Source organism: Arcicella sp. GW458-12-2-14-TSB2 (assembly GCF_059423785.1).
In genome coordinates this window covers 38007-52819 of the sequence record NZ_JBWKYN010000014.1, presented here as the reverse complement: position 1 = coordinate 52819, position 14813 = coordinate 38007, and the positions used below count along the sequence as shown (strand labels likewise).

Genomic DNA, 14813 nt, shown 5'->3' with positions numbered 1-14813 from the left:
AATATGTCCCTGTAATACTGAATTGGTCATGAAAAAACAACGATATAATTATTGTGCTAAACAAAAATAGTATATTCGTCATAAATCTAATGTATGTTCAATATTGTATCATCGCACTATGAAAATTGTTTTGTTCGTTATAATATGTTTTTTTTCCAATGTAGTATTGGCACAAAATCAACCCAATGTAATATTTATTATTTCAGATGACCATACATCTCAGGCAATCAGTGCGTATGGGAGTAAATTAGCCAAAACACCCAATATCGACCGCATTGCTCGCGAAGGGGCAATTTTGTACAATAATGTGGTATCAAATTCAATCTGTGGGCCTAGTAGAGCTACTTTGTTGACAGGTAAATATAGCCATATTAACGGCTATAAGTTCAATGAAAAACAATTTGATATTAGTCAGCATGTTTTTCCAGAAGAACTACAGAAAAATGGCTATCAGACTGCTTGGATTGGTAAAATGCACCTTGGTACACTTCCGCATGGATTTGATTATCTGAATATTTTACCGGGGCATGGCAGTTATTACAATTCAGATTTTGTTAATTCAAAAAACGAAACACATAGACATGAGGGTTATGTGACGGATGTAATAACCCAACTTTCAAAACAATGGCTTGAGGGTAGAGATAAGAATAAACCATTTTTTATGGTAGTAGGGCATAAAGCTACGCATCGTTCGTGGTTGCCTTCTTTACAAGATTTAGGTGCTTATGATAACGTGACTTTCCCAGTGCCAAGTACTTTTTATGATACATATAAAGGACGTATTGCTGCACAAGACCAAGATATGAGTATCGAGAAAACAATGTTGCTTAAAGAAGATTTAAAAGTAGATGCTGATTATGATAGTAAGGGTGCGTGGTCGTCGTACAATCGTTTTACACCTGAACAAAAAAGTCAGTTCAAGGCATACTATGATAAAATTGGAGCTGAATTTGCAGCCAAAAAATTGACAGGCAAGGCGTTGACCGAATGGAAGTACCAACGTTATATGCGTGATTATCTTTCAACTGGCAAATCACTAGACCGTAATATTGGTGAATTACTCGATTACCTTGATAAAACTGGGTTATCTAAAAATACAGTAGTGATTTATACATCAGACCAAGGTTTTTATTTAGGCGAACATGGCTGGTTTGATAAACGTTTTATTTATGAAGAATCCCTCAAAACGCCTTTTGTCATACGCTATCCTGGGGTAGTGAAAGCAGGAACGAAAGTAAATCAAGTGGTATCAAACGTGGATTGGGCACCAACTTTGTTGAATATCATGAAGACGAAGATTCCTGATGAATTTCAAGGACATTCGTTTTTACCACTTCTTATAGGTAAAACCAGTGGTTGGAAAAGCGAGTCTTATTACCATTATTATGAATATCCACAGCCACATCATGTCTATCCCCATTTTGGTCTCCGTACAGAACGCTATACATTGGCTAGATTCTATGGCGAGAAAAACTTCTGGGAACTATATGACATCAAAAATGACCCTAAGAATCTAAAAAATCTGTATAACGATAAGCAATATGCTAAAATAATAGTCGATTTAAAGAAAAAACTAAAGGAGCAGATTGTCCAACTAAAGGACGATGAGGCACTTAAGATTTTCGCTGAATGAGATAGGATTGTTAAATACTATTTTTTTCTATTAGCCAGTGACTTAAGTCACTGGCTAATAGAAAAAAAATTATAACCTTATTTTTAAGCCTCCATTGATTACAAACCCATCTACAGGTGCATAAATATCTCTAAACGTAGGATTGCTAATGGAACCTGTATAAATAGTATCAAACTTCGTTTGGCGAGTATCTAAAAAGTTTTCAAAATTCACGAAAACAGAGAAATTTTCCCAAAGCTTTTCAACCATTAAGCCAGTAATCCAATAGGCTTTCCCAATCGTTCCATCATTTAGCTTTTGAGGACTGAAATAATATCTTTCTAAACCAATTTTCAATTTATCTTCTATCTCATACATCAACACATTGTTTAAACGATGTTGAGCCACCAATGGAAATTGAGTAGTGTTTCCGTTATAATGTTGCTTTACATCAGCTAACGTATAGCCTATAAAAAGCTTAAAATCATTATACGTCAATTTTACATTTGTTTCTATTCCTTTCGTATCGATAAAACCATTGGGCTGTTGAAATTCATAAAAGCCAGTAGCAGTTGATTCAAGTACTAACGGATTTTTTACTTGTGTGTAAAAAAACAACGTATTGATTGATAAGGACAGGTCTTCTGTAAGTGGAGTTTTGTAATTAAAATCAAAATTACCTCCGATAGATTCCTCTGCTTTTGTTTTAGAAATATCAATCGGCAACACATTTTTAAATTGTATCCGTTCAGCATCTTCTGTAAAAACGGTAGGCGTTTTATAACCCATTCCTCCGCCTAAGCGCATAGTAAACGTTGGATTGACTTTTAAAAGTGCTGAAATTCTTGGTAACAGGAAAAAGCCATATTCAGTTTGATAATCACCTCTTAGACCAGTTTCTAGGGTCAATTTTTCAGTAGTATTCCAAGTATTTTGCACAAATGCTCCTAAAGTTGTGTGCTGATAATCAACTAATTGTTGGGTGTCAAATTTATGTTGATTAAACTTGTCCGTCCAAAGGTTTAGCCCCGTAATCCATTCTTGTTTTTCTTCTCTATGACTATACGTTAGTTCACTAAATGAAGCAACCTGCACACCTGAAAATTTAAATGTTGGAATTTCTATACTTCTATCGTAGTAGCTTATGCTATTTTTAAAGGAGATTTTTGATTTTTCATTCAATTGATGGTCAACTCCAAGTTGAGTACTATAACGATTGGTTTTATTGATTTCAAAAAAGCTGTTTGCTTTATTGCTGTTGTTCTTGATATAGACTATATCTCCACCAATACGGTCTTCAATGGTAGTATTTACGCCAATGTTTAAGGTTGTTTTATCGTTAAAATACACAAACAGTTTAGGGTTCACAGTATATCTTTTAAACTTCGGAATCGCTGTTAATCCAATATTGGCAGGGTCGTAAGGTGTTCCTGCATTGTAGGAAATAAACACCGTTGTTCCCACTTTTTTAAACTGTTGACTATAAAATCCACTTGCATCAAGTCCTAATGCTGATGTGCCATTCAGTAAAAAGCTCAATTCTCTTTTCTCTTGTGGTTTTTTAGCAATCAAATTTACTAAGCCTGCAATTGCTCCGCCACCATAGAGTGTAGAGGAGGCTCCTTTGATAACCTCCACTTGCGATAAGTCGAGGGGGGCTATCTGTAATAAGCCTAATCCTCCTGAAAACCCTGCGTACAGAGGCAAACCATCTCTTAAAATCTGTGTATATTTCCCATCAAGCCCTTGAATCCTAATACTAGAATTATAAGAAGTAGCGGAGGTTTGTTGTGTTTGGATACCTGTCGTTTCATTGAGCATCATCCTAATGTCACCAGGCTTCATATTGCCTTTTTCCTCCAATTCTTCTCCCGAAATAGTCTCTATTCTAGTCGGAATATCTTCAATATTTTTATTAGAACGTGTTGAAGTAACGATTACTTCCTCCATTTCTTCGTTTTCCGTCATTAGCAGGATTTCTAAGGGTTCGGTCAGAGAATAAGGAAAATTTAACGTGTCTATTCTTTCTTGATAACCTACAAAGTAAAACCTAACTACTTGCTTGCCATTAGGGATATTTTTGATAGTGATAAGCCCACTTTCGTCTGAACTTGCGCCGTTTGTAGTGCCTTGCACTGTGGCCGTTGCTCCAAATAAAGGTTCTTTGGTGTCAGCATCTTTTATCGTGGCTTTGAAAGTATTTTGACTAAAGGCTATATAGGGGCATAAGATTGCCAAGAAAGGCAAAATTAATTTTTGCATTTTGATGAATTTTAAGTGAATGAATGGTAAAAGAAGGATTGATTCCTTGTTTTAGTAAGGAATTCGTCTTAACGATACATTAACTTATTTTTGGCGGTTGCCAAATGGTAGCGATGAAGTAGTCTACAAAAAGGACTTTGAAAGAAGGGGTTAAGCTAGTGTTTTCAATAAACTTTGTAGTAGGCTCGAAGCTAAAAACTTGCGTTGAAAAAGTAAATCCCACACAAGCGCCACAAGTAAGAAAAGGAGAACAACAATTATCACAATCATCCTGATTATCCTGAGAATTGTTAGCCACTTGCTCAGATGTTACCTCGTCCGCACAATTATCATCCGTACAACACGGCATGGCCGACAGTACAAGAATATAGATAGATAATATAAAACAAAGTATTTTCATTAGGACAAAGTTACTTAATGTCACTGAGTTATCAAGCGACCTAAAAATTAACTCATTCAAACATGAGTCATCCCAAATTTTTTAAATCTCCAAAAGCGGTATAAATTAGTTTTTCGATTGCTTTTTATGATTGATGAATAATGAATTCCTACTGTTTGAGCGGTAGCGAGTTTAGGAATTCTTGAATTTCTTTTGTTACTTTTCTTGTTTCAAGACAAGAAAAGTAAGGACTAAGATTAATACAAACAAAACCTCTAAAACTCATTATTTAAAAGAAAAATTCGGGATGAATCATACTTGAAACACTATTTTATTCTTTTACTGGAGGAGTATCAGGTTTACTTTCAACCACTATTTTTGTTGCTCCCGCTCTTTGAATCATTACTTGCTTGCCAAGTTCTTGTAAAGACTTGCTCTCGTAAATTTTCATGGCTGTTGATACGTCGATGGCTTGGCGTGTCTGCTCGTCCAAATCAAATGTCAATGTGATAAAATTCAAATGAACGCCTAAAGGTTCTAGTACTTTATTACTCGCAATCAGTAATTGATTTTCTATCTCAGCTTGGTCAAGCTCTACAATATCTTGGTCTAAAAAAATATCCTTTGCTACATCCTTTATTCTCTTGTCAATGACCATATTTTCGGCACCTTCAAATGCTGAATTATTCAAGGCTTCATCGTCGTCAGCATCCGAATTGGCTTTCCCTAAATATTTTGCTTGTTTGATAAATGCAAGCGGGTTAATAATAGAGTAATCATAATCAATGTGGATAGAAGCACGCACCCTGTCTTTTAAATTACTGATGAATTTGCTCTCGCCCTGCATGGGATAATTCGGAATAACTACTTTCATGTAACAAGCATTCAATCCGCCTTTTGGCACAGCGTCGCCTGCTTTAATGAGTTTCCAATTCATACCACAATCATCAGAAACTACTACTTGTTGGTTAGATTTCGCATAATTACAACTTTGTAAGGTGAATAATGCGCCAGTGAGAATAGTAGCAATTGGTACTATTTTATTGAATCTTTTCATTGCTTCTCGGTTAAAGGTTTACAGGTTTACTCTACCCCAATTTTATTGTATTTATTCTTGTATTCAACAGGACTAAGACCCGTTATTTTTTTAAAGGTAGTTCTAAAAGCTTTTGTATCAGTATAGCCAACGTCAAACATTACTTCATTAATATTCTTACGGCTACTTTCTATGCTTCTTTTGGCCGCCTCAATCTTAACCCGTTGGATGTATTCCAGTACAGAATTATTAGTAGCCAATTTAAATCTCCGTTCAAAGCTCCTTCGTCCCATGGATACTTTCTCGGCTAATTCTTCTACCGTAAGTTTTTCTTCGATATTCTGTTCGATATACTCTTGCACTGTTCTGATGGCATCATCATTATGTCCTTTTTGTCCTTTGAACATTGCGAAGGATGATTGACTAGTGCGGTCTATGTCTATCGCAAAAAACTTAGAGGTAAGGATAGCTGTTTCACGGTCAGTATATTTTTCAATAAGGTACAGTAATAAATTCCAACAAGAATTCGCGCCCCCGCTTGAATAAATACCGTCTTCGTCCGTCACAATTTTGCCATCTTGCAAAATGACTGACGGAAACATATTCCTAAATTCCTCTGTAAAGCCCCAATGCGTAGAACACTTTTTACCATCGACCAAACCAGTAGCAGCTAATAAAAAAGCACCCACACAAAGCGAGGCTACCTCCGAGCCTTTTTGATGTTGTGCAATAATCCAATTTATCGTGTTTTTGTTAGCCGAAATACCTTCGTGTATGCTCCCTGATAGGGGTGGAATAATGATTAAGTCTGTCTCACTGACATCTTTCATGAGCAAGTCAGGATCAACCATAAAAGGTCCATCAATTAATTTCATTTGTTTGCGTTGTCCTACTAGCTTAACGTCAAACAGTTTGTCTTTGCCCGAACCGATAAGAAACTGATTTACAGTTTCAAACATAAAGCGTGAGATAGCTATCACATGAATAGCGGCATGATCAGGAACTAAAATGGCTACTTTTTTCATAACACAAATATAGAAAAATAGTTTGTCGTAAATTACCCTTCATTTGTCGTTTTTGTATACTTAATTTAGAAAAAGCTTTTGCACATTTGTATCATCAATATTTCACATAAAAACCTTGTAACATGGAAAGTACAACAAAAGCAAAAATTACCGTAGAAGTTACCGTAAATGCTCCATTAGAAAAAGTGTGGATAGCATTTAATGACCCCAAACATGTAATCAATTGGTGTTTTGCTTCAGACGATTGGCATGCGCCAGCTGCTGAAAGTGATTTTAGAGAAGGAGGAAAAAGCAAAACAGTGATGGCTGCAAAAGATGGTAGCTTTTCTTTTGATTTTGAATGGATTTATACCAAAATAAAAGACTTGGAAACCATAGAATATGCTATGGGAGATGGCAGAGAAGTAAGTGTACAATTTGAAGAAACAGGAGAAGGCGTAAAAGTAACTGAGACGTTTGACCCTGAAAATGAAAATCCTGTAGAAATGCAAAAAGGTGGATGGCAAGCGATTCTTGATAATTTTAAAAAGTATGTTGAACAAAACTAAACAACATTATAATGTATACTGACGCTCTTATTTCATGCTTATGGTTTGACGGACAAGCTAAAGCCGCTGCTACCTTTTATAGTTCAATTTTTAAAAGTAGCAAAATCACGGCTGAAAATCCGATGGTCGTAACTTTTGAATTGAATGGAACAAAATTCATGGGACTGAATGGTGGCCCAATGTTTAAGATTAATCCTTCTATTTCATTTTTTGTTACGTGTACTACTATCGCAGAAGTAGACGAAGTATGGACTCAATTGATTGAAGGTGGTAAAGCCTTGATGCCTATTGATACTTATCCTTGGAGTAAACGATATGGGTGGTTACAAGACCAATACGGCGTAACATGGCAAGTGAGCATAGGTAATGAAGGACAAACTGAGCAAATAATAAGACCCTCGTTTTTATTTACTAATAAACAATTTGGTAAAGCCGAAGAAGCTATTAAGTTTTATACATCAGTTTTTGAAGGTGGTACGATTGATCTACTCTTGCCTTATGGACAGGAAGATGCGAATGCAGGAAAAGTGTTGTATTCAGAATTTACACTCGGAAAAAGCCCAATGATTGCGATGGATGGTCCGGGCGATCATCAATATACCTTTAATGAAGGAGTGTCTTTTGTAATTAACTGTGATACACAAAGTGAAATTGATTACTATTGGAATAGCCTTACCAAAGGAGGAGAAGAAAGCATGTGTGGTTGGTTGAAAGACCAGTTCGGGGTGTCGTGGCAAGTAGTGCCTTCAATGATTGGGAAATTGGTGAGTGACCCCGAAAAAGGACAAAGAGTAATGCAAGAAGTGTTCAAAATGCGAAAACTTGATATTGATGTGTTATTAAATGCTTGATATGTAGTTGATTATGTTGTGTTTTGGGCTGTTTGTTATTATATTAGCACACCTTCCATTTTTAAAATGAAGTATCTTAAATGTCAACGATTAGTGTTTATTTAAGTTTTAACGGTAATTGTAGGGAAGCAATGACTTTTTATCAGCGATGTTTGGGTGGAGAACTTTTTTTTCAAACATTAGGAGAACACCCCAACGCTGAAAAAATGCCTGACCGCATGAAGGCTTGTATTCTACATGGCACGCTTACCAGAAATGGATTAGTTATTATGGGGTCTGATATGTTAGGTGAGGATGGATTAAAAAAAGGCAATGCCGTGTCATTAATGTTGCATTGTGATAGTGAAACAGAAATGAAAGAATGTTATCAAAAACTCTCTCTTGGAGGCGCACAAACTTACCCTATTGCCCAAAGTTTTTGGGGTACATTATTTGGAGATTTAACAGATAAGTTTGGTAACCAATGGTTACTACATTACAAAAAGAACTAACAATTAAACATACTATCATTATGAAAAGCACAAAAATTACCTTTTGGATTAGTACAGCAGTAATATTCTTATTTTTTGGTGTCATGCCTGCTTTGACTGGCCACACTGAAATGGCAAAAGAAGGCATAAAGCATTTAGGGTATCCACAATACTTCGGAGTGGCCTTGAATATCTTTAAAATAGTGGGTTCGTTGGCATTAGTAATCCCTCAGGTTCCTAAGACACTTAAAGAATGGGCTTATGCAGGTTTTGTGTTCGATATTATTTTTGCTACTATTAGCTTATGGGCCGTTGATGGCTTTAGTGGGATGCTTTTGATGCCAGTAGTAGTATTAGCCGTATTATTAGTGTCATATTTCAGCTACCATAAATTACAAAGTCCACAACTTTAATAGATAGTCCTATGAGCATATTGTTTATTATTCTGTATATCATTTTTGGATTAATCGCTTTATTGCTGATTATTGGCTTATTTACTAAAAAGGGTTATGCTATAAGTAGAACCATTGTTATTAATAGGCCTGTCGACGAAGTATTTTATTACTTAAGACATATCAAAAACCAAGACTATTTTAGTAAATGGGTAATGACAGACCCTAATATGAAAAAAACTTTTACAGGCACAGATGGAACCGTAGGTTTTATTTATGTTTGGGAAGGCAATAAAAAAGCTGGCATGGGTGAGCAGGAAATAACGGGTATTGAGGAAAACAAAAGTTTGGATTTAGAGGTACGCTTTAAAAAACCATTTGAAGCAATTGCTAATACGCCCTTTGTTACAGAAGCTATTTCTGCTAATGAAACAAAAGTAACATGGGGGGCCAGTAGCGGAATGAAATATCCTATGAATATTTTTTTATTAATAGGCATCGAAAAGAACCTAGAGAAAGATATTGACATAAGTCTTGGGAACTTAAAAAGGATTCTTGAAAGTAAATAAAACATCCATGAAAGCCGTAAACAACATTGATGAATACATTGCGGATTTCCCTGAAGAAACGCAAGTACTTTTGAGGGAAATTCGCCAAACAATCAGCATGGCTGCTCCTGAAGCGACAGAAAAAATTAGTTATGCCATGCCTACTTTTTATTTAAAAGGAAACGTGGTACATTTTGCAGGCTATAAAAACCACATAGGGTTTTATCCAGCATCTTCTGGCATTAGCAATTTTCAAGAAGAAATTGCTGGATATAAAAGCTCTAAAGGAGCAGTGCAGTTTCCACTCGACCAACCTTTGCCTAATGACTTGATTACTAAAATCGTTCAGTTCAGAGTACAAGAGAATCTGGAAAAAGCGGCTAAGAAATGACCTCAAAGGTTTGTCATAGAGAAAACAATCTACTACGAAATGCCTTATATAAACAAGGACTAAACTTTAACCAAGACAATGGCAAAAAGACCTAAACCTTCAGAGGCTGAACTGGTAATAGCATATTTTGAAGCACTTGAGCATCCTTTAAAAGAAGTTGTTCAACTATTGAGAACAATCGTTTTGTCGACTGACAAGGAAATTGCTGAACAAATAAAATGGAACTCACCAAGCTTTTACTATTCTGGAAAGATGCAACCGTTTGACCCTAAGGAATATAAGAGAGATATCGTGGTGTTTAATCTGCATAAAAATGATAGCGTATTATTAGTATTTCCGACGGGTTCGATGATTAACGACTCATCAGGATTGCTGGAAGGGAAGTTTGCTGATACTAGAAAAATTGCTAAATTCACAACAATAGAGGAAGTAAAAACAAAAGAAAACGCTTTGAAAACAGTAATAAAAGCGTGGCTAAACCAGATTGATTAATAAACTTTTATTAAGGATGACATACGTTTCAATAGAAATATTCAAAACCAGTGTGAGCAATAAGCGAGCATCAGAGGAGATATTAAACTTATTGAAAATATCATTTCCTCATCTGAAAATTAATTTTGACCTTGACGATTGTGACAAGATTTTAAGGATTCAAGGACATAGTTTTTGTTCAACCAGTATCATAGAAATATTAAGCAATATGGGGCATCACTGCGAGCGTATTGAATAAACTTTATGAACGATGATTCTCTCTGAGCTGTTACTCATATTAATTGAGTAATAGCTCTTTTTTGTTAAATGAATAGGTGAAGAGTGATTGACTGATTGAGTGAATTAGTGATTGAGTGATTTTTTAAATTAATGCGCTAGATTAAAATCACTAATTCATTCAATCACAAATCACAATTTATTAAATTAACTACAAAATGAAACTTGAATTATATCAAATAGATGCATTTACAGACCGTATTTTTGGGGGAAATCCAGCTTGTGTTGTTCCTCTAAATACTTGGTTAGCGGACGAAGTTCTGCTGAAAATAGCTAAAGAAAATGCTGTAGCAGAAACAGCCTTTTTTGTTGATATGGGAGACAGGATTCATTTACGTTGGTTCACACCCGAAATTGAAATGGATTTATGCGGACATGCTACTTTAGCAAGTGCTCATGTTTTGAAAACAATACTTAATTACCGCAAAGAAAACATTGTCTTTGATACACTAAGCGGAGCATTAATAGTTACAAACCATGATGATATTTATACCTTAGATTTCCCTTCTAGAAAGCCCATACCTGCTGTTTTACCTGAAATTATTCAAAAATCTATCAGTATTCAGCCCCTTTACGTATTTAAAGCAAGAGACTATGTATTGGTTTATGAAACAGAACAAGCAATCAAAGATATGATGATTGATAGACAAACTTTTGATACGATTAACTTAGACCCTGGTGGCGTAATTGTTACGGCTAAAGGCACTAATGCCGATTTTGTATCAAGATATTTTACATCGCAATCTTCTATTTTAGAAGACCCTGTTACAGGATCAGCACATTGTTCATTAATACCCTATTGGAGCGAGCAACTTAATAAAAAAGAGATGAAAGCACTACAGCTTTCTGAAAGACAAGGCACTTTGTATTGCGTAGATAAAGGCGATAGAGTATTGATTAGTGGCAAAGCAAAAACCTATTCAATAGGAGTATGTTGGATTGAATAATAGAGCGGATAAAAAAAATATTAGTCTTACATGATGAAAGCAGTTATTTTAAAAGGTTTTGGAAGTGTTGATAATTTTGAATTGGCTGAGGTTGATACACCAATAGTTACTTCAAATGATATCCTAGTAAAGATTAAGGCTACAGCGTTTAATCCAATTGATTATCAGATGCGTCAAGGGTCTACTGAAAGTAAATTGTTAAAATCACCTATTCTTGGTCGTGAATTATCGGGAATTGTTAGTCAAATAGGAGAGCACGTTACTGGATTTGCTGTTGGGGATAATATAACTGCTTATGTTGGAAGTTTAGCCTCAAATGGTACTTATGCCGAGTCTATTAGTATTCCTCAACAACTGGTTGCTAAAACTCCAGCCTTATTATCATTTGCTCAAGCAACTGCCTTACCAATGGTAGGTATGACAGCCCTGCAATGTTTTCAGCGAGCAAATATTCCCAAAGAAAAACCTATTTTCATCAGTGGAGGTGCGGGTGGAGTAGGTACGCTATTGATAAAACTTCTTTTAGCAAATGGGAATAATGAATTGATTACAACCGCAGGAAATGAAGATAGTAAAAACCAATTAATCTTATTAGGACTGAACCCTGATAATATTATCAATTATCATGAACCAGCCTTTTTTGAAAAGATACAATCAAAGGGTGTAAATGGTAAATTTGAGTATTGTATTGATTTAGTAGGAGGCAAAATGTCGGAAGTATGTGCTAACCTTTTGCAAGTTCATGGAGTATACGTTGATGTAACATTTTTGGCTACTGAACAGGCCAGAGAAACATTATTTGACAAAGCCACCACCATCATTAATGTTGCTAATTTTGCGTATAGCTTAACAGGGAATAGCAATGATACGGCATTTTATGGTAGCGCATTAAATGAAATTTTTAATAAAATAAACGATAGCATTATTTCACCCATAGATATTAATATCATAGGCAATTTGAGTGTAGAAACTGTTCAAAAAGGACACCAAATGATGGAGAGTAATGAAACTAGAGGAAAGAAATTAGTGATGATTAATGAGTAGGGTACTGTCTGTAAAACGATATAAAGTTTATAACAATGGAGAATCAAATTCAGGAGGTTTGGATAGACTTCCATCAAGAATTAAAACGTTTTATTCAAGGCAAAGTAAAAGACCTTGATACCAGTAATGATATTCTTCAAGATGTTTTTTTGAAAATCCACCTTAATATACATACACTTGTAGATACTTCTAAACTTACTTCTTGGGTATATCAAATAACGAGGAATGCTGTTGCAGATCATTTTCGAAAACATCATGCAGCCGTTGAAATAAATGATATTGATTTAGCCGAACAGGACTATGACGAACCGCTATATGCATCATTAAGTAATTGTATTAACCTTAAAATAAGTAAATTACCCGAGAAATATAAGCAAGTAATCTTACTAACAGCTTTTCAAGATTACTCCCAAATCGCCCTTGCTGATGAATTAGGCATCTCTTATTCTGGTGCAAAAACGCGTGTGCAAAGAGCTAAAGAGAAATTGAAAGAACAAATTTTAGAGTGTAGTAATGTAGAGCTTGATAGCAAAGGGAATATTCTATCCTATCAATCTCCGCGAAAATAATTATAATTTTTTGCGTCTTTTAAATGACCTCCTCGTCCATTGATTGTAAAATGTAACAATCAAAATAAATTTCAACATGGACAATTTTCAAAACATCACCGTAAAAATCCTAAACGCCTTTGTGGATAATGAAAAAGGAGGGAACCCTGCGGGAGTAGTATTAGAGGCTGACAATCTTAACAATGAACAAAAGCTAAAGATTGCTAGCAAAGTTGGGTTATCAGAAACAGCCTTTGTTTCAAACTCAAATTCAGCTGATTTTAAACTTGACTTCTTTACCCCTACTCGACAAATTGCTCATTGTGGGCATGCTACCATCGCTACTTTTTCTTATTTATCTCAATTAGGCAAGATTAATACCCCCCATTCATCTAAAGAAACGATTGATGGTAAAAGAGAAATTCTTATACAAGGCGATTTGGCATTTATGGAACAGCGCTCGCCGATATATACTGACGTCGAGTACCTTAAAGTCGATATATTAAAATCCTTGGGTTTAAATGAAAATGATTTATTAACGAATGCTCCCATCTTAAAAGTTAATACGGGCAATTCTTTTATCATCGTACCTGTGGCTAATCATACCATTCTAAAAAACATTCAACCAAACTTTGATTTAATCAGCCAGATAAGTGATGAGCTTGACTTAATAGGATTTTATGTTTTTTGTACAGAAGCAAGCAGGGCTGAAAGAGATGCCACCACAAGGATGTTTGCACCAAGATATGGGATAGAGGAGGAGGCAGGAACAGGAATGGCAGCAGGGCCATTAGCGTGTTATTTATACGACGTAATAGGAATTAAAAAAACATACATGTTGATTGAACAAGGCTGGTTTATGAATGAACCCTCAAGAAGCTTAATTATAGCAGATTTATCAATACAACACGATAAGATTACAAAAATTATGGTGGGTGGTAAAGGTATAGCTGTTAAATCAATAACTGTTTGTTTGTGAGTTGCTAGATGATTCAAGAATCTCCGCAAGCGTTTTAAACGCTTGTGGAGGTAATTTTCCTGTATCAACAGCAAAAACTCAAACCTTTACTCAAACCTTAAATGTTTTACTGATTCGCCAGAGACTGCTAATTCTACCAAAGAATCTATGCCAATTTGTAAGTGTTTTTCTACAAAATTGGTAGTTACTTTTTTATCGCTTTCTTCTGTTTTTACACCTTCGGGTGTCATTGGATTATCCGAAACCAATAGTAAAGCTCCATGAGGAATTTTGTTGGCAAAACCAGCTGTAAAAATAGTAGCCGTTTCCATATCAATCGCCATAGCACGAATATCAGTGAGGTACTGTTTGAAAGCCTCATCATGTTCCCATACTCGTCTGTTGGTAGTATACACTAAGCCAGTCCAGTAATCTAATTCATGTTTTTTAATCATGGATGAAACTGAACGTTGCAAGCGGAAAGATGGTAAAGCAGGTACTTCTTTAGGCATGTATTCGTCAGAGGTTCCTTCTCCACGTACGGCAGCAATCGGTAAAATCAAATCTCCTAAGCCAAGGTTTTTCTTTAAACCGCCACATTTGCCTAAAAACAAAACGGCTTTAGGCTCAATAGCTGACAGTAAATCCATTACGGTAGCAGCCATCGGTGAACCCATTCCAAAATTGATAATTGTAATGTTGTTGGCAGTAGCAGTTAACATTGGTCTATCTTTCCCTTTGATTTCTACAGAGAATTGCTCCGAAAACATCGTTACATAATTACTGAAATTAGTCAATAAAATATACTGACCAAATTCATTCAGTTTCATTCCCGTATACCGAGGAAGCCAATTTTCTACTATTTCTTGTTTTGTTTTCATAAATTTGGTTTTAATTTGTGATTAAAAATGAGCGGTTAGTCAATTTATTTGTAGCGTTGTATTATCCTTAATTTTTTCAAATAAAAATTCAATCAACAATCTTGGAAAATCTAAACATCCCATCATACGATTACAAATTAAGGAAAGTTGATG

At 35.4% G+C, this 14813-nt stretch carries 17 protein-coding genes; 12 read left to right on the top strand and 5 right to left on the bottom strand.

The genetic code is table 11. From position 1 onward, the window contains the following. Positions 1 to 118: 118 nt before the first annotated feature. The gene (locus AC07XN_RS03705; protein WP_494742072.1) at positions 119 to 1633 is read left to right on the top strand and encodes a sulfatase family protein; all 1515 of its coding nucleotides are present in this window, start codon (positions 119 to 121) and stop codon (positions 1631 to 1633) included. 69 nt (positions 1634 to 1702) lie between these two features. Here the strand turns inward: AC07XN_RS03705 and AC07XN_RS03700 are convergent, their stop codons facing one another. From AC07XN_RS03700 to AC07XN_RS03685, 4 genes are all read right to left on the bottom strand, one after another. Further along, complete coding sequence (locus AC07XN_RS03700; protein WP_494742071.1) at positions 1703 to 3874, bottom strand: TonB-dependent receptor; 2172 nt, start codon at positions 3872 to 3874, stop codon at positions 1703 to 1705. A 79-nt stretch (positions 3875 to 3953) separates the two neighbouring features. Beyond that, positions 3954 to 4274, bottom strand: a complete 321-nt coding sequence (locus AC07XN_RS03695; RefSeq protein ID WP_494742070.1) for a DUF6660 family protein — start codon at positions 4272 to 4274, stop codon at positions 3954 to 3956. A 310-nt stretch (positions 4275 to 4584) separates the two neighbouring features. Continuing rightward, the gene (locus tag AC07XN_RS03690; protein WP_494742069.1) at positions 4585 to 5310 is read right to left on the bottom strand and encodes a hypothetical protein; all 726 of its coding nucleotides are present in this window, start codon (positions 5308 to 5310) and stop codon (positions 4585 to 4587) included. A 26-nt stretch (positions 5311 to 5336) separates the two neighbouring features. Beyond that, positions 5337 to 6314 carry a GlxA family transcriptional regulator gene (locus tag AC07XN_RS03685; RefSeq protein WP_309920320.1) on the bottom strand — a complete coding sequence of 326 codons (978 nt, stop codon included), beginning with the start codon at positions 6312 to 6314 and terminating at the stop codon, positions 5337 to 5339. Positions 6315 to 6436: 122 nt separating this feature from the next. Between AC07XN_RS03685 and AC07XN_RS03680 the strand changes: the two genes are divergently transcribed. From AC07XN_RS03680 to AC07XN_RS03630, 11 genes are all read left to right on the top strand, one after another. Further along, positions 6437 to 6862, top strand: coding sequence for an SRPBCC family protein (locus AC07XN_RS03680; protein ID WP_494742068.1), 426 nt, complete (start codon positions 6437 to 6439; stop codon positions 6860 to 6862). A gap of 11 nt (positions 6863 to 6873) precedes the next feature. Continuing rightward, on the top strand, positions 6874 to 7713 hold the full coding sequence (locus AC07XN_RS03675; protein WP_494742067.1) for a VOC family protein: 840 nt from the start codon (positions 6874 to 6876) through the stop codon (positions 7711 to 7713). 80 nt (positions 7714 to 7793) lie between these two features. Continuing rightward, on the top strand, positions 7794 to 8204 hold the full coding sequence (locus AC07XN_RS03670; protein ID WP_309920313.1) for a VOC family protein: 411 nt from the start codon (positions 7794 to 7796) through the stop codon (positions 8202 to 8204). Between the two features lie 20 nt (positions 8205 to 8224). Beyond that, on the top strand, positions 8225 to 8596 hold the full coding sequence (locus AC07XN_RS03665) for a DoxX family protein (RefSeq protein ID WP_494742066.1): 372 nt from the start codon (positions 8225 to 8227) through the stop codon (positions 8594 to 8596). A gap of 11 nt (positions 8597 to 8607) precedes the next feature. Continuing rightward, the gene (locus tag AC07XN_RS03660) at positions 8608 to 9144 is read left to right on the top strand and encodes an SRPBCC family protein (protein ID WP_494742065.1); all 537 of its coding nucleotides are present in this window, start codon (positions 8608 to 8610) and stop codon (positions 9142 to 9144) included. Continuing rightward, the gene (locus AC07XN_RS03655) at positions 9131 to 9514 is read left to right on the top strand and encodes an iron chaperone (RefSeq protein WP_494742064.1); all 384 of its coding nucleotides are present in this window, start codon (positions 9131 to 9133) and stop codon (positions 9512 to 9514) included. The genes AC07XN_RS03660 and AC07XN_RS03655 overlap by 14 nt, the downstream gene beginning before the upstream one ends. 78 nt (positions 9515 to 9592) lie before the next feature. Continuing rightward, on the top strand, positions 9593 to 10006 hold the full coding sequence (locus tag AC07XN_RS03650) for a DUF1801 domain-containing protein (RefSeq protein WP_309920303.1): 414 nt from the start codon (positions 9593 to 9595) through the stop codon (positions 10004 to 10006). Positions 10007 to 10440: 434 nt separating this feature from the next. Further along, positions 10441 to 11229 carry a PhzF family phenazine biosynthesis protein gene (locus tag AC07XN_RS03645; RefSeq protein WP_494742063.1) on the top strand — a complete coding sequence of 263 codons (789 nt, stop codon included), beginning with the start codon at positions 10441 to 10443 and terminating at the stop codon, positions 11227 to 11229. A gap of 30 nt (positions 11230 to 11259) precedes the next feature. Next, complete coding sequence (locus tag AC07XN_RS03640; RefSeq protein ID WP_494742062.1) at positions 11260 to 12273, top strand: NADP-dependent oxidoreductase; 1014 nt, start codon at positions 11260 to 11262, stop codon at positions 12271 to 12273. Positions 12274 to 12308: 35 nt separating this feature from the next. Continuing rightward, positions 12309 to 12842, top strand: a complete 534-nt coding sequence (gene sigZ, locus AC07XN_RS03635; RefSeq protein ID WP_494742061.1) for an RNA polymerase sigma factor SigZ — start codon at positions 12309 to 12311, stop codon at positions 12840 to 12842. A 76-nt stretch (positions 12843 to 12918) separates the two neighbouring features. Next, entirely contained in the window at positions 12919 to 13800 is an 882-nt protein-coding gene (locus AC07XN_RS03630; protein WP_494742060.1) for a PhzF family phenazine biosynthesis protein, read from the top strand. Positions 13801 to 13886: 86 nt separating this feature from the next. Here AC07XN_RS03630 and AC07XN_RS03625 read toward each other — a convergent pair whose 3' ends face one another. Then, the gene (locus AC07XN_RS03625) at positions 13887 to 14660 is read right to left on the bottom strand and encodes an AMP nucleosidase (protein ID WP_309920289.1); all 774 of its coding nucleotides are present in this window, start codon (positions 14658 to 14660) and stop codon (positions 13887 to 13889) included. Positions 14661 to 14813 lie beyond the last annotated feature (153 nt).